This window comes from Mucilaginibacter sp. L196, assembly GCF_009765905.1.
In the GTDB taxonomy this organism is placed as follows: Bacteria; Bacteroidota; Bacteroidia; order Sphingobacteriales; family Sphingobacteriaceae; genus Mucilaginibacter.
The window spans coordinates 738,424-756,241 of record NZ_LMUO01000009.1 but is presented as its reverse complement, the minus strand read 5'-3'; the positions used below and the strand labels follow the sequence as shown (position 1 = coordinate 756,241).

General features: G+C 37.3%; 16 protein-coding genes. 4 read left to right on the top strand and 12 right to left on the bottom strand.

Annotation, left to right across the window (positions count from 1 at the left end; all coding sequences use genetic code 11):
* Positions 1-374: 374 nt before the first annotated feature.
* Positions 375-923: a hypothetical protein gene (locus GSQ74_RS06825; protein WP_158991437.1), complete on the bottom strand. Its 549-nt coding sequence runs from the start codon at positions 921-923 to the stop codon at positions 375-377.
* A 182-nt stretch (positions 924-1,105) separates the two neighbouring features.
* On the opposite strand from GSQ74_RS06825, the gene GSQ74_RS06820 reads away from it, so the two are divergent.
* Positions 1,106-1,357: a hypothetical protein gene (locus tag GSQ74_RS06820; RefSeq protein ID WP_158991434.1), complete on the top strand. Its 252-nt coding sequence runs from the start codon at positions 1,106-1,108 to the stop codon at positions 1,355-1,357.
* Complete coding sequence (locus GSQ74_RS06815) at positions 1,350-1,796, top strand: hypothetical protein (RefSeq protein ID WP_158991431.1); 447 nt, start codon at positions 1,350-1,352, stop codon at positions 1,794-1,796. Before GSQ74_RS06820 ends, GSQ74_RS06815 begins: the two co-directional genes overlap by 8 nt.
* A 156-nt stretch (positions 1,797-1,952) precedes the next feature.
* Here GSQ74_RS06815 and GSQ74_RS06810 read toward each other — a convergent pair whose 3' ends face one another.
* From GSQ74_RS06810 to GSQ74_RS06790, 5 genes are all read right to left on the bottom strand, one after another.
* Positions 1,953-2,678, bottom strand: coding sequence for a hypothetical protein (locus GSQ74_RS06810; RefSeq protein WP_158991428.1), 726 nt, complete (start codon positions 2,676-2,678; stop codon positions 1,953-1,955).
* 19 nt (positions 2,679-2,697) lie between these two features.
* Complete coding sequence (locus tag GSQ74_RS06805) at positions 2,698-3,735, bottom strand: site-specific integrase (RefSeq protein WP_216846684.1); 1,038 nt, start codon at positions 3,733-3,735, stop codon at positions 2,698-2,700.
* Between the two features lie 930 nt (positions 3,736-4,665).
* Positions 4,666-5,472 (bottom strand): AraC family transcriptional regulator, encoded by an 807-nt coding sequence (locus tag GSQ74_RS06800; protein ID WP_158991426.1) that lies wholly within the window; start codon positions 5,470-5,472, stop codon positions 4,666-4,668.
* Positions 5,473-5,612: 140 nt separating this feature from the next.
* Positions 5,613-6,545: an SDR family oxidoreductase gene (locus tag GSQ74_RS06795; protein ID WP_158991424.1), complete on the bottom strand. Its 933-nt coding sequence runs from the start codon at positions 6,543-6,545 to the stop codon at positions 5,613-5,615.
* A gap of 231 nt (positions 6,546-6,776) precedes the next feature.
* A complete protein-coding gene (locus GSQ74_RS06790; RefSeq protein WP_158991421.1) occupies positions 6,777-7,769 on the bottom strand; it encodes a glycoside hydrolase family 5 protein in 993 nt (330 codons plus the stop codon).
* An 88-nt stretch (positions 7,770-7,857) separates the two neighbouring features.
* Here GSQ74_RS06790 and GSQ74_RS06785 point away from each other — a divergent pair, with 88 nt between their 5' ends.
* The gene (locus GSQ74_RS06785) at positions 7,858-8,091 is read left to right on the top strand and encodes a hypothetical protein (RefSeq protein WP_158991418.1); all 234 of its coding nucleotides are present in this window, start codon (positions 7,858-7,860) and stop codon (positions 8,089-8,091) included.
* 75 nt (positions 8,092-8,166) lie between these two features.
* Positions 8,167-9,486, top strand: coding sequence for an NAD(P)-dependent benzaldehyde dehydrogenase MdlD (gene mdlD / locus GSQ74_RS06780; protein WP_158991416.1), 1,320 nt, complete (start codon positions 8,167-8,169; stop codon positions 9,484-9,486).
* A 219-nt stretch (positions 9,487-9,705) separates the two neighbouring features.
* Here the strand turns inward: mdlD and GSQ74_RS06775 are convergent, their stop codons facing one another.
* The 6 genes from GSQ74_RS06775 to GSQ74_RS06750 form a co-directional block, all read right to left on the bottom strand.
* Positions 9,706-12,144, bottom strand: a complete 2,439-nt coding sequence (locus GSQ74_RS06775; protein WP_158991413.1) for a TonB-dependent receptor — start codon at positions 12,142-12,144, stop codon at positions 9,706-9,708.
* Entirely contained in the window at positions 12,144-13,523 is a 1,380-nt protein-coding gene (locus GSQ74_RS06770) for an HTTM domain-containing protein (protein ID WP_158991411.1), read from the bottom strand. The genes GSQ74_RS06775 and GSQ74_RS06770 overlap by 1 nt, the downstream gene beginning before the upstream one ends.
* A 3-nt stretch (positions 13,524-13,526) precedes the next feature.
* The gene (locus GSQ74_RS06765; RefSeq protein WP_158991409.1) at positions 13,527-14,645 is read right to left on the bottom strand and encodes an imelysin family protein; all 1,119 of its coding nucleotides are present in this window, start codon (positions 14,643-14,645) and stop codon (positions 13,527-13,529) included.
* Between the two features lie 87 nt (positions 14,646-14,732).
* The gene (locus tag GSQ74_RS06760) at positions 14,733-15,827 is read right to left on the bottom strand and encodes a DUF4856 domain-containing protein (RefSeq protein ID WP_158991406.1); all 1,095 of its coding nucleotides are present in this window, start codon (positions 15,825-15,827) and stop codon (positions 14,733-14,735) included.
* An 87-nt stretch (positions 15,828-15,914) separates the two neighbouring features.
* Positions 15,915-16,541, bottom strand: coding sequence for a response regulator transcription factor (locus tag GSQ74_RS06755; RefSeq protein ID WP_158991403.1), 627 nt, complete (start codon positions 16,539-16,541; stop codon positions 15,915-15,917).
* A 252-nt stretch (positions 16,542-16,793) separates the two neighbouring features.
* Entirely contained in the window at positions 16,794-17,807 is a 1,014-nt protein-coding gene (locus tag GSQ74_RS06750; protein ID WP_158991401.1) for a hypothetical protein, read from the bottom strand.
* Between the last annotated feature and the right edge of the window lie 11 nt (positions 17,808-17,818).

The following is a 17,818-nucleotide window of genomic DNA, read 5'->3' as shown; positions in this document are numbered from 1 at the left end:
TGCCCCGGAATGCCTGGTCAATTTCCAGCGGAATCACTTTACCCTTTACCTATGAATCTCTGGTCAATTTCAGCGGAATATCCATTTATAGGCTGTTCGTTTACAGGACTTGTTGTAAAATTAGAAATATGATCTTTGAAGTAGGTTTCTAATTCCTCCCTAAAAAGTTGCCTTACTTCAGGGGTTGTTAGTGATGTTAGAAATACATTATTCATGTGCTTATTTTTAAGTAAGCACAAAAGAATATACAAAAGTTATTAATATGGAGAAATACGGGGTACGTACAGGGGGTACGATTTTAGACGTATCTGCGATTAAGGCTTTCTAGAATGTAGAATAAATGGCAAGGATATGAAATTTACACCAACTAATCTTTAATATTTCCTAATTAGAATAACCTTGTAGTTTTCCTTAGCCACTGTAAAATTGCCGTATTTATTGGGATCTGCATCAAAACCTTCTCCTTTATGAAACGATTCTCCTATAACACCACCGATGTAAACTAACTTTGTAACTGGTTCGTTCGACATTACCCCATTATAACACCAATATGAACCGGAAACTCCTACGTAGTCTAAACTACCTAATCTAATGCCTGATTTATCCATATCAGATTGAGAAGATTTATATATCGTTTCTAATTGTGTTGTTGTTGGTAATGCCCACCCTGATTTTATACTGTCAAGTAATGATAATACACTTTCCCATTTATATTCAATGGGTCTGTATAATTGCTTTATATCTTGCTTGACACCGGCAGAAGTTTTAACGTAAATCTTCCTTGATATGGGGTTTGATACAAATAATATTTCGTAGCCGTGACCTTGTATAGTATCAATTTTAATTTGCTGTTTTGCTAAATCTTGAGAAATAGCAAGAACGGCTTGAAATGATAATAAAACACATAATAATATTGTTTTCATTGTGATTAATTTAGGTAACTAATATAGATAACTTTTTGTCGCTTTTTTTATAAGTTCAAATGTCTTATCTTTGCAAACTTTTAAAACTATTTGGTTTTATCACAAACTAATTAGTAGATTTAATCGTTAAATACTACAACCTTGTATCCTTAGAACAGTTTTTACGATAAAAACGGTTCTTTATGTTAAAGAAAAAAATCACTCAGATGTTAGAAGCTATCAAAGAATTCTTTATAAAATCAAACGGGATTTTACTGCTTCATAAATATTATACATCAAATGATGTTAATGATTTTTATTTAGAAGTTACCCGTGATTTAGAAATGAAAAAGCTTAGCGAAGATAAAAGGAATATGAAGCAGGATGGAGCCAATCTAAGAAGGGATATTAACAAGGCAGTATCTTCATATCATTCCGAATTCTGCAATGGCTAAACAAACTCGAAATCAAAAAGTAAATCATTTACAAACACATCAAGGCCGAGGCGTAGCCTACGAACAAAGTGAGAGTTATGATGATAGCTTACTGCCAGATGCTAATGAATTAGCAAAATTAAAAGAATTAGATCCTAATATTATAGAATGGATAAAGGAGCGGACTGCTAAAGAGCAGGATGCGAGAATTTCATTCAACAATAGAAAAATGGCTTTAATCGAGGGTTCAACAACTAAATCATTTGCCCTTGATATTATAACTTTAATAGTAGTAGTTATAATAATACTTGGTGGCATGGCTTTTTCTGCTTATTTAATATCCAAAGATTTAAAAGTAGAGGGTACTGTATTTGGCGGAGTTGTTGTTATTGCAATAGTCAATTCTGTTCTAAACTTTAGAAAGCATAAGCCAATAGAAAAGAAGCCACCTGTAAAGTAACGCTCATTCTTTTTCAGGCTTACCTGCCCTTGCAACAGCACCTAATAAATTACCGAAATTGGGTTTACTTTATTTGCTTTTTTTTGCTTCATTTTTTTTTATACTCTAATCCTGGAAACCTATTTTAACTCCGTTAGTAATATTTTCCTAAATGGTTCATAATTTACTTAATATATCTAGATCATTTATTGCAGCTTTTTGAGCGTTTGGATAATCTTTTAAATGAGGTATTATAGTTTCTAATTCTTTTGCAGTAGGCGCTTTGTAAGTATTTCCCTTAATATTCCAAATGGTATAAATCGCCTTTTCAAGTCCTTTTCCAAATTCTTTTTTAATCTTAGAGGGTCTAAATTCGTTAGGGATATATCTTGCTTCAGCTTTGTATTTATAAATGACAGCAATATGTCTATGATCTAAGCTATCACTGTTTTTTTCCGATTTTTTCGTTGACTCATCACAAAGTTCCACTTTTAAATGTTGCAAAGCGAGCAGGAAACCTCTGCTAACAGTTTTAATAATAAAAGCCAAATTTCCATAATTCTGAAACTGTTCTATTAACTCGCTTTTAGAAATTTGAAATTCAGGAAAATATCGTTTGATTAAACCACTTATATATATATCTATTGATTCATTTGTGGCTTCAATTAACATATTTAAAATTTTCAGTTTTTCGGCTTTAAAAGCGTTTGAATTAAAAAAAGGAAGTAATCTATTATTATAATAATCTTCAAATAACTGATTTGTGATCAGTTGAATTTCATCATTATTTAAATTTGGATTAGCTTTTACTTTGTCTAAAATATTTGGCAGATGATAAGCAGGCTGCCACGCAAGTACTTTTTCGCTATCAAATACTGATTGTGTAAATGACTTAAATTCCATTCCTATATATAGAATTTAATTAAACAACTTTCAATATTGGTATCTCTCCCCATGCCTTAATCATAACCACTTTTTTAAGCTTTTCGGTAACATCAACATAACGCTTAAAACTTTTATAATCAGTATGGCCGCTTATACTCATAACCTGTTCTGCGCTCATACCTTTTTCAAGTGAAAGGGTACAAAATGTTTTCCGGCCAGTATGTAAATGAATTAGTTCATATTTAGGATAGGTTGTAGTTTCCCGTTTTGTCCCACGGAAACGCACAATCTCGATTTGCTCATTAATATTAGCCTTTTGACAAAGCTCCTTGATATAAGTATTAAGCTTTTGACTGCTAATTAATGGTAACGGCTTATGATGTTCCTTGTATTTATCAAGTATTGCTGAAGTAATACTGTTTAGCGGAATGGTTAGTTCTGTTTTGGTTTTCTTTACGACAAGGTGTATATCATCCCGTTTTATATGCTCTCTTTTTAATTGTTGCATATCACTAATTCTTAGCCCAGATGCACATGAAAAACAAAATATATCCCTCACCTGTGCCAGCCTCTTGTTGGCAGATAAATCCATATCTAATAAAGCGGTAAACTCTGTTTCATTAAGTGCTATAACTTCTAATTTTTCACGTTTGATGGTAAAATCCTTATAACTGTCATTTACTTTAATTCCATTTCTGCGGGCATAACCTAAGAAAGTTTTTAAAGTACTTAAAGCCTTTGCAATGGTAGTATTATTTAATAGGGGGCTTACTTCGCCTTTTGCATCTGTTTTAACCCGGCCAATTAAAAAATTTTGGAAACGCTGAAAAAAAGCATAATCAATTGTTTCAAATCTCACTTTATACCTTGTTTCGGTTTGATATGCCTGTAAATGATTTTTCACAGCCCGGTAAACACCTAAAGAGCCCACCTCACGGCTTGAAGCATGATCTGTTATATACTTATCCATAAAATCAAAAAGTAGGTCTTTATGCTCCTCTTTTTTAGTCTTTTCAGTTGATCCCATTTTAAGCGCATCAACTACCATAGAAGCTGAATAAGGTAATTTATCCAATTCAAACCTCTTTTCGATGTCCTTAATTGTTGCCTTAACTTTTGAGATATTATTGTTAATAGTTTCAACCTCGCTGTCCAAAAGGGTAACCTCGTTTAATTTTTTGTGTAATTCCCCCGGCAATATCTTCTTTGCGTTTAAAGGACTAATATAAACAGCTATTTGCTGTTCAGCATCCCAATTTATAAGATTTAATTTACTGTCCTTAAGTTGATAGTATTTTCTCTGCCCGGATACCTGATAAATTAACTCAAGGGGGCATTTAGTGGACTTGTCGGGCTTATCTGCCCGCAAGTTAAATCGTAGGGTACTCATAATGTCGCTTATTCTGTAAAAACTTAAACGAATATAAGGAATACAAAAATAGGTAGCAAATAAGGTAGCAATTATTATGCAATATAGGTTAAGTTCAGTTTAGTTCAGTTTTGTGAAAGTACCTTTTTTATGCATTTAAAGTAGTTTTTACTTAACTGAAACTAAGAAAAATATCATAGGTTCAAGTCCCTCCCTCTCCGCTGATAACGTTAACAAAAGTGTCAAAAAGCCCGCTAATTGTATATGAGGGCTTTTTGACACTTTTCCACCCTACCAAGACTCACATAAAAACGCATAACTCTACTGCGTGATTCGCTACGTGATTTGAAAGCTAAAATCACTTAACAAAAAACCATAATCAATTGACAAACAGTATATTTACGACATGCACTTGTTTAGAAAATGGTATAAATGTAAATTTGTTTAACTTTTAAAATTAGTGTTATGTTAGAAAAAAGCTTTGGACTACTTTTTTTGTTAAACAATCCCAAAATCAAAATGATGATAGATTTATCTATCTGAAGACTATATTCCATTTCCATCAGGTAAAGCAGATAGACATTCATGTTTGCTTGATTTAACAATTACTATTAACCTGAACGCCGATTTGTACAGCTATGCCGATTTCTTTGAGATGCCCGAAGGTGATACTCCGTAAACTTTTTTGAAGGCATGTGAAAAGTGGGACAAATTCTCAAAGCCAACTTTGAGATAAACCTCGGAAGGTCTCATTACGTTTCTTTTGATCAGCGTGTAAGCTTCTTTAAGCCTCCGTCTAATCAACCATTTGCCTGGAGTATCATGAAACTGTTCCTCAAAATCTTTTTTAAAGCTCGAAAGACTCCTTCCGGTAAGGTAAGAAAAACGCTCCACACTGAGATTAAATCTAAAGTTTGATTCCATGTAAGATTTCAAATCAATCTTGCCGGGATTTCCAAAATCGAAAAGCCTTGTGCGCATTTCAGGATGGAGTTTTAACAGAATGAGAGTCGCTTCCGTTAGCTTTGCATCAACCAAATCTTTAAAATCTTCTTCCGATCTGTTAATGTAAGGTGTGAGTGACTGAAAATAGTTGGTTAACAATGGCGTTTCAGGAAAAATAATGACCATGTCTTTGCCCGGAACCTGCCCATCTGCCGGTAAACGGGTCAAGTTAAACGTTTTCAAAAACTTTTGACTCAGACAAATGCAAATTGAACTATACCCTTCTGTTGGGGAAAACTTTTTTGTTCCTTTGGCCAGGCTGTTGCGATTACTGAAAAAATATGCCCCTTCATTAATTTCGTATACCTTTTTTCCATCGTCAATTATAGTCGATCCAAAGATCTGATAGCCAAATATGTGCTCGGGTACGAAGTCTTCGTTCGCCCAATTTTTGTTATGCTTTAAACCATCGAAGTGCAGTAAAAGAGGAAGTTCCATATTTAAAGCTAAGAAGTATCTTTCAAAAAGAAGGTTACGCAGCGATTTTTTTAGCTAAGCTTTGATAGTTTTCTTATTCTGATTGCTAATATATCAAGGCTTTACCCATTTCCGTATCCGCGATCATTCAAAAGATGCTTTTAAATAAAATGTATTGGCCATTTTACCTTGGTCAACTCTTCTGATACCTGCCATAACTTATGTGAGACCTGTGTATCCTGTGCATTCTCTGGAATTTTTGCCTCTGTTACAGGGCCACTCAAATGACCAAAACCGCCCGGGCCATAATACCCCCCTGCCAAAGCTTTAGTTGAGGTTGCCGCGAACAACTCCGGCCATGCGCCTTCTGCCGCAGACTGGCCCAACCAACCAAGAACGGTTATTGCCAGACGTGCAACAAGTGCTGTTTTTTCGGAACTGTTTTTGACCAGTTCTGTCCGGGCATAGCCCGGATGCGCAGCAATTACCTGCAGCCCATAGCCATATTCCTCACTCCTCCGTTGCAATTCAATGGCGAACATCAAATTGGCCAGTTTAGACTGAGCATAAGCAGTTATTGAAGTAAATTTCTTTTCACTTTGAAGGTCATCAAAATTAATCTTCCCTCTTCTATTAGCCCCACTGGTCACCACCACTACACGCGCCCCGGCTTTGAGTAAAGGCAGCAAACGGCCTGTTAATGCAAAGTGCCCCAAGTGATTTATTCCAAAGTCCGCTTCGAATCCGTCGCTGGTAACTTGTCTTTCCGCATAACTAACGCCGGCATTATTGATCAGAATGCTGATTTGTTTTCCATGTTCAATTAACCTGTCTGTAAAATCCCTCACGGAAGACAAACTTGCGAGGTCAAGTTTTTCAAAATGAAGTTTAGCCCCTGGAACTTCCTGTAAAATACGTTTAATTGCTTCTTCGCCTTTGAACTGATCCCGGGCTGCCAGGACAACTTCAGCACCTGCCTTTACCAATTGAAGAGATATTTCAAAACCGAGCCCACCGGAAGCCCCGGTAACAACGGCATGCTTTCCCATTTGCGGAGTGATGTTCGCTATTGTCCATTTGTCCTGTTTTTCCATAGGGTTGATATTTGTCGTATAATATTGCTAATGAATGGTTTAATCAAGAAATATCCTGATGCCAGACTTTAACAAAGTTAGCCACATTCATACTCCCTAGCTTTGCTGTAAAGTCTTTTTTGCTTTGTTGGAAGGTTAAACTTCTCAGAGCTTTTAACGGCCCCAAATAACCTGGCTTTTCTTTTTGATATTGATGATTATTTGTTGGTCACAATACCAACAAAGGCGCAGCTATTGCTCACCAGATGATGTAATTACCTTTTGCACACCACCAATCCATTTACGGCCTGTCCTATCGTAAGTTTTAAAAGCACCTCCATCATCCCACGCAAAAGACCCAAAGCCATGCGAGCGGATATTTTCGACGTAAGTTTTATAAAATAATACACGCCACTCCTGCGATTTACCTACCGGACAACCATATTCATTTACCATAACCGGTATGCCTTTAGAAGCGAAAAAGTTATAGACCCGATCAAATATTCCCTTAATCTCGTTCTTGTCGGCTTGTGTGCCCCAGGGGATATTCTTGTCTTTTCCGGAAACCCAGGCCCAGGGGCTATAGCAATGAAAATTCGCGATCAGATATTTATCCTTAGGAATATCGGCCTTTAATAACTCTGCATCACTGCTCCATTCATTGCCTGCGTACACGATAATACGCGTTGGATTGCTTTTGCGGATAACTTTAAAGATGCGCTTATTCAGATCATTAAGATTTGCCAAACTAAGCGGATGTGGCTCATTCAATATTTCAAATAATAAATGATCTGACTTGTTTTTAAAACGGGTGGCAATTTGGCTCCATATTGCTTCAAAACGGGCAATATTTTTAGGCGAATAATCCTTTTTAATGAACCCCTCGTGATGGCAATTTATTATTATATATAAGCCCCGGCTCAAACCCCAGTCAACCACCTGTTCTACGCGCGCGATAAACTTAGGATCGATAGCATATGGGGCGATGGTGTCAGTATGCTTTTCCCAGGTAATCGGAATCCGAATTGCCGTGAATCCGGCAGCCTTATAATCATCAAAGTAATAAGGTTGAATGATGGGCTGCCCCCAACTGGTCTCACCGCCGGGGGCATCTAATGTATTACCAATATTGATACCCTTTTGTAAATGAGTAATAGCTTGCTGCGGCGTGATCTGAGCATTAGACCGCCCAATATGGAAGCACACCAGGAGTAATAAGAATACCTTTAGAAATATTTTTTTCATTTTTTGAGATCACTAATATTAATTAGGTATTTCTAAATGCTGAAAAAATCAGTGTATTTATACCTAATCGGGTATTAATATAAAAAAGATGTTTAAAGAACTAAATATAGTAGAATCTTGTGAAAGATCTGCAACAGATGATGATTGCAGACAATACCTTTCGGAGATAAAATTATCTGCCCAACATTTTTATAATCTGATTGTGGAAAATGGCTTATTGACCACCGGACAAAATCATGCATCATCTGAAGCCGTGGCAGAAAAAATGATAACACTTTTAGCTAAAAATAAAATGCTAACAGGCAACAAACGCAGTAATTAATTGTTGAGTTTGTTATCACCTTAGAACTATCTGAGTGTTCTCAAATATAAAATAGTTAAAGCCAGAAAAATAGAAATGGATATAAATCAAAAAAAGCATATAACAGAGGTGTTTCAAAGCCAAAAAAAGTTCTTTGCAACCCGGAAGACTCAATCAGTTGATTTCAGAATTCAGCAGTTGGAGAATTTAAAAAAATCATTTATAGCGCATAATGATGCCATTTGCAACGCCATGTTCACAGATTTGGGGAAAAGCAAATCAGAGACCGAGTATGCTGAAATAAAACTAGTTTTGGATGAGCTGGATTACTGTCTTGACAATCTTGAAATCTGGGCTAAGCCTCTTGAAATGCCTTCAAGGCAACATGCATCAGGTGGTGAAATTATAAGTAAGGTAACCTTTCAGCCGTATGGGGTTAGCTACATTGTAGGCCCCTTCAACTATCCTGTTCAATTGACATTTAGTCCCTTATTGGGTGCTATAATGGGCGGAAATACCGCTATCATCAAGCCATCGGAGAATACGCCAAATGTTGCTGGTGTTATTGAAAATATAGTGAGGGATGCATTTTCTCCTGACTATATCTCGGTTATACAAGGCTCAATTGAGGAAAATACGCTTTTGTTAAGCCTGAAATTTGACTATATCTTCTTTACAGGAAGCCCTAACGTGGGAAAGATCGTAATGAGGGCCGCCGCCGAGCAGCTAATCCCATTGACACTGGAACTGGGCGGAAAATCGCCGACCATTGTGCATAAAGATGCCAACCTTGACAAGGCAGTTGAAAGGATTGCAAGAGGCAAATGGATGAACTGTGGCCAGACCTGTGTAGCCCCTGATTACATTTATGTGCACGAATCGATAAAGGATGAGTTGATCCAGAGATTTAAAGCCCATCTCCAGAAGACCTACAATGGTAATTCATTGGGTAAGATTGGCAAGATTGTCTCACAGCAACAGGTGAGGAACCTCGCGGGTTATTTGGATGCGGCAAAAGAAAAAGTGGTGTATGGGGGTAAGTATGATCTGGAAACCCGTTATTTTGAGGCGACAATAATGGATAATGTTGTTTGGCAAGACGCGGTAATGCAACAGGAAATATTTGGGCCAATTCTTCCATTTCTGGCCTACTCCGACATTGATGTGGTTCTCGATGAGATCAATTCCCGGCCTAAGCCCTTAGCATTATATGTATTCTCTGAGGATAAGGGTTTTGCAGAGGATGTTTTAAGCAGGACGACAAGTGGTGATGCTGAAATTAACAGTACACTGATACATGTAGGAACCCATTTTTTACCCTTTGGTGGTGTAGGAACTTCGGGAATGGGTAAATATCACGGGCAATATAGTTTCCAGACTTTCAGTCATATGAGATCTGTATTAGAGATAAGGTAACCTATTCAGAAAAATTAGTTCGACACATTTCAATGATTGTGAATACTGAACCGGAGTGATTACTTTTGGAAGTTTTTACTCCGGTTTCACAGTGTCGGGAGGAAAAGATTATTCATTATTTCTCTTTATAAATTTCTCTAATAATCCTTAAAATTTTCTTGTAGGTGTTCTAATGAATCCCTTGATCTCCGCTCATTTCAATAACAAAACAAATAGAAACTATAATTTCACTTGCAAAGTCAAAAAATAGCTTCTGGCATCAGCAGGTATAATACCTGGGCCAGGGTAACTATCTGCGCGGCGGGTAAAGTATTTTGTGTTTGCGAGATTGTTGATCGAGCCTTCTAATGAAAATATTTTACTTAGTTTATAGCTTGCCGAAAAATCCATAACTGTGTATGCAGGCACTATACCATCAACCGCACTGGGCGTAAATACAGCATTTGTAGCATCGCTGAATTGTGAGCTGGTGTAGGCAACCTGGTAACTGGTGGAAAGTTTTTTATACTTATACGATAGCCCGGTCTTAAATATTACATCGGGCGCAAGCTCTACTTTCTTATTATCAAAAGCCGAGTTTAGTGTATGAACGTAGCGTGCATTTATTAATGCCAGGTTAGAGAAAACCGATAGACTGGTTTTTTTTGTATCCATTCCCAATAAATGCAAAAGCTCTAACTCCGCAAAGGTTTCTAACCCTAAATTTTGTGATGCGCCAATATTGGTGCGATATTGAAAAGCATTGTTGTTTGCATCTGATGATAGGTAAGTACCTATTCTGTTATTATAATAAATGTCAAATACGCTCACATCGTAATTAAATATAGCCGATATGTTGCCCCGCACTCCTAAATCAGCCGAGTAGCCCGTTTCATCCTTCAGATTGGGATCAACCACCGTGGTTTTTACAACAGAATACAGGTCACTAAAATTAATGGCCCGGTAATTCTGCGATATATTCCCATAAAATTGCATGGCTTCACTTTGGTAATAACTTAAGCCTAATCCACCGATCACAAAATGCCGGTCGCTATTTTTAACATCACTTACTAGCTGGTCAAAAATAACATTCCCGGCTCCATCGGTATTAACAATTCTATAAGAGCCATCGGCCTTGGTAACAATGTTTTCAAACCTTACACCGGGTATAATGCTGAATTTTGAAGTGATATGAAATATATTTTCGGCAAAAAGAGCCACATTATAATTAGGGAAATTATATTTTGAATAGCCGTTCACGTCAGTAGCAGAGTTTCCATAATTAAAATCTGAATTATTGCCTGTAGAACCATCATTACCAAAACCTTGCTGCCGGTTGGTAAGCCCTTTATAATACCTTACCCCTACCAGTAAATTTTGAGCTTGTTCACCAATTTTATAACTATACAACAGGCGGCTCTCATTACCATAGTTCGTGTATTTATCCTTAAACAAGTTCCTGTCACCACCCAAATCAGGGCGACTTATCAAATCGGTCAAATCACCGGTTGCATCCCTGTCAGCCAGCAATCCAAAAAAGCGGGAATTGAATTTCAGGTTATCGTTTATTTTATAATTCAGCAATACAGCGCCAAGGTTCCAATCCACCTTAAACCAATTACGGCTGCGTACAGATTGCTGTGGGTCTGCTGCAAATTCAGCGTCGGTAAGGCCTCCGGGCTGATGGGCCAGGTAATCCATATGCGTGTACTGAAAGCCTATCGAAAACTTACTGGTAGCATTGTAAGTAATAGAAGTATAGGCAGTGTTAACATTAAAATTAGCATTTGGCCGCCAGTCATCACCTGACTTATGCTGATAAAAAGCATAATACTGCACCTTCCCATCAGTACCGCCAATACTGTTAGTCTCATTTAAAAAACCCCATGAGCCTACCGTTTCGCGCGAGGTAAACTCAAAAGGTTTATTAGTAATACCGTCGTTCAACTTAAAATTAACAAGGCCGCCAAATTGAGTTCCATATTGTAAGGATGATGCCCCTCTTAATATCTCAATACGGTCAACCAATTCTGCCGGGGGCGTATAATAACTTTCCGGGTAACCCAGCGCATCGGCGGCTATATCATAACCATTTTGGCGAGTATTAAAATTCGTAATACGATTAGGGTTCAACCCCCTGCCCCCAATACCCAGTTGGATACCGGCACCATCACTTTCCCATATATTTAATCCCGCTATTTTTGAATAGATCTGTCGCGTGGTATTTGCAGCTTTATTAGCTACTATGTCATCCATTACCACTACTTCGCTTTTTTTACCAGCATTAATGGTTGTTCCCTCTACGGCTTTTAGCCGGGTAATACCAAATGTATTGTACTTTTGGGCGTTTACGCTTACATCGTTTAACTGCTGTACCAATAATTCAAGAGATACGTTGACTCTAAGATTTTTGGTTATTTGAAGCCCTTTAACAGCCGACTGATAACCAACAGCAGACACCTGCAATACATAATTGCCGGGTTTTAGATTATTTAAATGATAGTTGCCCGATGAATCGCAAATGGTTGCGTAAGATGTGCCTTTTAACGCTACAGAAGCATTAGCCACACCATTACGGGATGAAGACTTTACTTCGCCGTTTATGGTAAACGTTTGTGCCGATAAATTAAACGAGCAGAGTAAAAAAAGAAGTATTATGGGTATAAAAGTACGTTTCATTAGTTGTTGTTATGAAATGGAAGTATCCATTTTTTATGGCCGAAACTATCTTGCTCATTAGCCAGGTTTGCGGCACTATCAATATATAGCCTGCTGCCGCTGCCATTTAGGGTTACGTAGCTTTCGGCGGTTACTATAGGATTTTCAATTCCTCTTTTTTGATAATCAGCAGCCAGTATATGCGCGAATTGCAAGATCATATCCGGCTGTGTCGACATTTGGCTTTCCTGAAAATCAGTAAGGTATTGTGAATTAATTATTTCAGTTCTTTTACCTGTTTGAGGATTTTTAACGTGAAAAAATACTGTGCCACCTTTTTCCATCAACATTACCCGCCACGAAAAACAGTAACCTTCCTCAGTCCAATAAAGCTTACCTGGATATAGCAAATAACGGAAAGGCAGCAGCAGTTGAATGGTAAAATGCAGCACCAACAGGGTATATATAATTCTTTTTTTTGATACTCTGATTTGATAAAAAGAATTGATATTATCAGTTGAAGAAATTGTATTTGCTTTCGAAAAAATGCTGCCTATATACTTAATGATTTTGCGATGAGTATTTTCTGAAAAGAAAACGATGGTTACAAAAATCATGATATAGGGGAACATGCCTATTTTAAAGAACCATGCGGTTACTAGATGGAAAATAATAACCAGCAAATAAGCAACTTTACGGGTTTTTGAATTAAGCAATAGAAACCCGATCGATAAATCAAACAAAGCGCCAAACCAGCAAAATAAATATGCTACCCATAACTGGGTTAACAAACCACCAATAACAGGCAAATGGCTGCTGGCAGGCAGCCAGATTCTTAAAGGCATAGCGGCAATGAGCCAATCATAGTTCAGTTTGGATAATCCCGCGAAAAAATAAACGATGAAGAGCTGTAACTTAAATATATCAATCGTCCACCACGGCACATTAGTGATTTCCAGTTTTGGCTTTCGTAAAACATCAACAGAAAAATACCTGTTCGCAGGCACCAGTATCATTAAAAATGCCATTACGCTTATAAAATAATAATGGTTTAAATAGGTGGTTTTATCAATCAGTTCTACAAAAGTAAAACATAAAAAAAATGTGCTTATGGCAATCCTATAAAACAAACCTATGGTAACCAATATGCTGGTTGTTATGAGTATTGCAAACAGCAGATACATGCCCATAGCATCAAATGGCTTTACCCAATAAAACCCATAAAAAGTAAAATGATATTTGGGTTTAATGTAAAATGCGTAAACCCATCCTTTTAGCAAAAAGCGCACAACGCTAACCAGCATAATGCTGCCAAATGCCATCCGCAGAACGGCAAGCGGTGCAATATGCCTGTCAGTTTTGTTAAGGAGGTTGAATTTCTCCTTTATTAAATTTAGCATGTATTAATCTCCGTCTGTATCGCCGTAAGTGATCAAAATCCCTAAAGCCGACGGCATATCTGTTTTTAATAATACTGTTTGCAATTGTAACGCGGTATAAGCAGCGGTAACACCGGTTAAGTTGGTTGTTATCTGATTTGCTAACGGATCAGACAGCGCTTGTAGTTTAGCGGTTGCGGTAGCGAATTGGGCTGTAATAGCATCATTCAATGATCCTCCGTTATAAGTAGCTTTTGCACTCACTAAATAATCATCAAAGCCAAGCCCGTTGCCTGTTGCACTCTGTCCCAAATAAATATTTTGGATGGCTGCCAAATGCAGTAAAGTAAGTTGTAATGATATTTTTGAATAGTAAGCCTGAACTTTATTAGGGAAAGTAGTACCCATGGATTCTGTTCCCGCCGGTATGCCTATCTCATAGTTTTTTATCACTTCAAAATCTTCATTAAGCTCATTGGTCAGTTGCCCTACAGAACTACCTACATCTGTTCCTGAGGCAGCTAAGAAAGTGGCCGGATAGGTAGTTTTCCAGGCTGATAAAACATTGGTAATTTTTGTTTTGATAATGATGCTAACTGCAGCCAAATAAGCCTTACGATTGGCCGCCTGGCTATCAGTAGTGTATTGTACAAGTATGGCATTATTGTCTGCTCCGGTTCCAAACAAAAGATAATCTAAAGCCGGGAAGCCTTCTGCAGGTAAAGCTGATAATGATGCCAGGTTATATGACCCGGAGCCTACATTGGTATTGATCTGATTAACGTCAGCAGGAAAAGTATTTAAGCTTATTCTTAAATTTTCGTTTGACGCAGGGCCAAAATCAAAAGTTGATACTGCTTGCCATCTTTCATATGCAATTTTAAATGTAGTTTGTAAATTACCCAACTTGGTAATATCAGGGTTGGCATTAAACGCAGTGATTGAAGAATCTAATGAAACTACAGAAGCCTGAAAACTTACGTAACCAGGAATTATAATGTTAGTGCTCAGATTTTTTAGCATACCAACACGATCAAAGCCGGAGCTACCGCTATTGGGAGAAGTTCCTGACTTTTTACAAGCTTGAAAAGCCGCCATTGCAATTAAAACAATGAGGGCCGGGTAGATAAATTTTATACGCATAATCTTATTTTATTTGTAGGCTGATTTTATATAGCCTGATAAATTGTTATAAAACCGGGCATCTAAATAGATACCCGGTTTTAATCATTAAAGAATGTCTTTCACACTTTGAAAGTTATACTGTGTAGCAATAGCATTTTGAATGTTATCAATATCGGTAGGTGTTAAATCCCAAAAGTTTTTGGGGAATAACGCCAGTATGGTATTGATTTGCGCATCAGTAATTTTACGTGCGGGATTATATTTTAGTGAATTTACAAAGCCATAGCACTCAGATAGGGCGCTGTTTCTTTTAACATTATCTGTTAGGGCTTCTTTAATTTCATTGATTTCCTGTAATGCAGCCGCGCCGGTCATTCTTTCAAATGTTTGCATAATGATAGTGGCCTGTGCCTGTGTGGTAGGCATATCTTTATTGGTAATAGCTGCTCTACCTTTCAAAAAGGCATTCATCAATATCATATTGGCATGATAGCCAGAATCAATTTGTGTAGTATAGCTTCCCCAGAATAATACTCCTGTTTTGCTTGTCGGGAAATTAACCGGAACACCCCAATAACCAAAAGCAAGGTCCCAGTTATGCTCCATAGCGGTTCCGCTACCTGTAACCACAGTGTTGTTATCAACAGAGCTGCCAATGCCATTAACCATGTAATTATTTACGATCTCATAGCAGATCAAGCCCCCCATAATACTTTTCTTAAATACCTGCGCGTAATTAACTCCGGTGGCTGTTTGCGGATATAAAGATGTTGGCGTAACCGAGCTTGCGCCAATACCGGCAACGCCCCTGCTTGCAGGTTGTTTGGAGTTACTTACCATAACAATACTGTCAATAAAGTTGGGAATATCCGTTTGTAATTGGGTAAAGCACTGATCTTTTAGCTGCAGGCCTGATGTATTAGAGGCCGCGCTTGCAAAAGGAGAGTTGGTATTGGTAAACATGTTCAGCAACCTTTGTCCGTCAACCGGCCCTGTGGTTGCAGATGCCATTAGCGCTGCCATTTCATTAGCCATACTTAAACGGATGCTGGCATCTGAATAATTAACATTGGCAAAATTGTAAGTTGCTGGAACAGTATAGGTTGGTGTAGGGTCTGTTTTGGTTGATGATTTTTTACAGCTTGTTGTAAATAACAATGCTGCTGAAATTAAACTAAGTGCGGTAAATGTTTTTTTCATGATGAGCTGTAGTGTTTTATTACGGCTCAAAAGTATAAGTAACCCAAAGGCGAGACAATACCCCCACGGGGGTAATTTATAATTAGTCTAAATAAGATTAGTATAACTCATCAAATCGGCGGCATTTTTGAAAGTAAAACCAATTTTTTTAATGATGTTTTTACGATGGGTCTTTATAGTATGTATGCTTAAAAATAACTTTTCAGCAATTTCCTTATTGGTCATACCCGCTGCAATCAGTTGAATAATCTCTGTTTCACGGGAAGATAAAGCATTTACAGGTTCTTCTCTTTCAGGTAGTAATTTACTCCCGAATAGGGTTTCAAAGGTATTCTTGCAAAAGAACTGTTCGCCATTAGCCGTTTTATAAACTGCTGTTACAAGTTCTTCCCTGCTGCATTCTTTAAACACATAATTTTTTATGCCCAGATCAATTATGTCCAAGACTTTATTCTTTGCAGCCCTGTTAGATAAAACAAGTATCCGGGCATAGCTATGATTTGAATAAACGTTTTGTATATCCTTTATGGTAAATCTGTTATTATAATCATGATCAATGATGATAACCTGTGGTTTTAGTTCAACAATGAGTTGCTCCATCTCACCAGAAGACTTGGCGCTACCTATAATTCGGATATCGATTATATCCAATAGCATTGATTTTATTCCCTCTCTCGTTAATATTTGGCTGTCTGCTATAAGAACATCAATCATTATTGTTTAGAATTATTCTAAACAATAGTACGGAGAGTTTTTTAAAAGAGTTGCCTGGGATTCTAAAATTGTAAAAATCTTATATCGATTGATTTTATAAGATCATAATTATTGGGTTTATTGTGTTCTGCTTATTGATAAAAGTTATAAGAAACCTGATCAACATTTTAGGTAACTTGCAATAGACATTTAAACGGGGCTACACAAATGATTTCTTTACTTGCTAATAAAAAGTATATATCTTGATTTGATTTAAAGATCTGCCACTTTCCTAAAGGTGTTGTTCGTCCCTGATTTCCCCTCGTGAGTAAAACTTTCCCAACCATTCGCCAGTAACATGCCATGCTGCTGCTCTTTCCCATCATAGCCCTCAGTCATTGTTTTTATATATTCATTGGCTGCTTTTCTTCCTATTTCTATGTATTGCTTCAATATGAATGTCTTAATTAAACTGTCTTTGGCACCTCGAACTTTAACCATAAAATCCCTGATCCACAATTGGTCCCTAGAGGTGTATTGGTCGAAAATAAAGCGTCCATTTTCAGTTTGGGCACGAAGTCCTTCAACAGAATGATCCACATCTATCTTTTGGGGAATCAGATTGTTTAAACTTTTACTGAATGATATTAATTGGGGTTTTGAAAAAGCGGGACGTTCGTTGTTTTTACTAAATGCCACCAACTGATCTATCGTGGGAGGAGTAAGCTTCCATTCTTCAATATCTGGTCCATTAGCATTTTTGATTGCCTCTTTAAATACCTTTTGGGCTGTAGCTAACTCTTCTATTCTCGCATCAGTTAAGTCCGTGTTCTTTTGGTATTTAATGTGTGACCTACCGAGTACCTTAAAATAGACAAGGAAATCCACCAACTCTTTTTGTAACTCACCGTCCTTAAATATTGTTGAAGTTATTTCGTTAATGAAAATCTCTTCGTACTTATGTGCAATAACCAGTTTGTTTTTCACATTGTGCAACTCATTCACCTCATGTGGTATTTTTTTACTATCATACATTTTTTCAATCACTATTCCTTCGCCATTTTTATAATCGAAAGCGATTCCTTTAGCACCGGTTACAGTTACATCAATTCCTAATTTATGTAGCTCAACGGCAAGCGAAGCCGCATACACACTACTATCGCAACCTGTTAAAATTATATTATTTCCCGAAGCTAACCCTTTTCCGTGCAAAAGACCGGCAAGAGCCTCTACGGAATGCCCCAAATAGCCCTGCCCCTCTTGAAAATGTCCATTTAGGTAATTCACCTTGTCAAACG

Excerpts from the sequence above, each read along its gene's own strand:
- GSQ74_RS06825 (WP_158991437.1), bottom strand. The coding sequence starts at position 923 with ATGAAAACAATATTATTATGTGTTTTATTATCATTTCAAGCCGTTCTT.
- GSQ74_RS06820 (WP_158991434.1), top strand. The coding sequence starts at position 1,106 with ATGTTAAAGAAAAAAATCACTCAGATGTTAGAAGCTATCAAAGAATTC.
- GSQ74_RS06815 (WP_158991431.1), top strand. The coding sequence starts at position 1,350 with ATGGCTAAACAAACTCGAAATCAAAAAGTAAATCATTTACAAACACAT.
- GSQ74_RS06810 (WP_158991428.1), bottom strand. The coding sequence starts at position 2,678 with ATGGAATTTAAGTCATTTACACAATCAGTATTTGATAGCGAAAAAGTA.
- GSQ74_RS06800 (WP_158991426.1), bottom strand. The coding sequence starts at position 5,472 with ATGGAACTTCCTCTTTTACTGCACTTCGATGGTTTAAAGCATAACAAA.
- GSQ74_RS06795 (WP_158991424.1), bottom strand. The coding sequence starts at position 6,545 with ATGGAAAAACAGGACAAATGGACAATAGCGAACATCACTCCGCAAATG.
- GSQ74_RS06790 (WP_158991421.1), bottom strand. The coding sequence starts at position 7,769 with ATGAAAAAAATATTTCTAAAGGTATTCTTATTACTCCTGGTGTGCTTC.
- GSQ74_RS06785 (WP_158991418.1), top strand. The coding sequence starts at position 7,858 with ATGTTTAAAGAACTAAATATAGTAGAATCTTGTGAAAGATCTGCAACA.
- mdlD (WP_158991416.1), top strand. The coding sequence starts at position 8,167 with ATGGATATAAATCAAAAAAAGCATATAACAGAGGTGTTTCAAAGCCAA.
- GSQ74_RS06775 (WP_158991413.1), bottom strand. The coding sequence starts at position 12,144 with ATGAAACGTACTTTTATACCCATAATACTTCTTTTTTTACTCTGCTCG.
- GSQ74_RS06770 (WP_158991411.1), bottom strand. The coding sequence starts at position 13,523 with ATGCTAAATTTAATAAAGGAGAAATTCAACCTCCTTAACAAAACTGAC.
- GSQ74_RS06765 (WP_158991409.1), bottom strand. The coding sequence starts at position 14,645 with ATGCGTATAAAATTTATCTACCCGGCCCTCATTGTTTTAATTGCAATG.
- GSQ74_RS06760 (WP_158991406.1), bottom strand. The coding sequence starts at position 15,827 with ATGAAAAAAACATTTACCGCACTTAGTTTAATTTCAGCAGCATTGTTA.
- GSQ74_RS06755 (WP_158991403.1), bottom strand. The coding sequence starts at position 16,541 with ATGATTGATGTTCTTATAGCAGACAGCCAAATATTAACGAGAGAGGGA.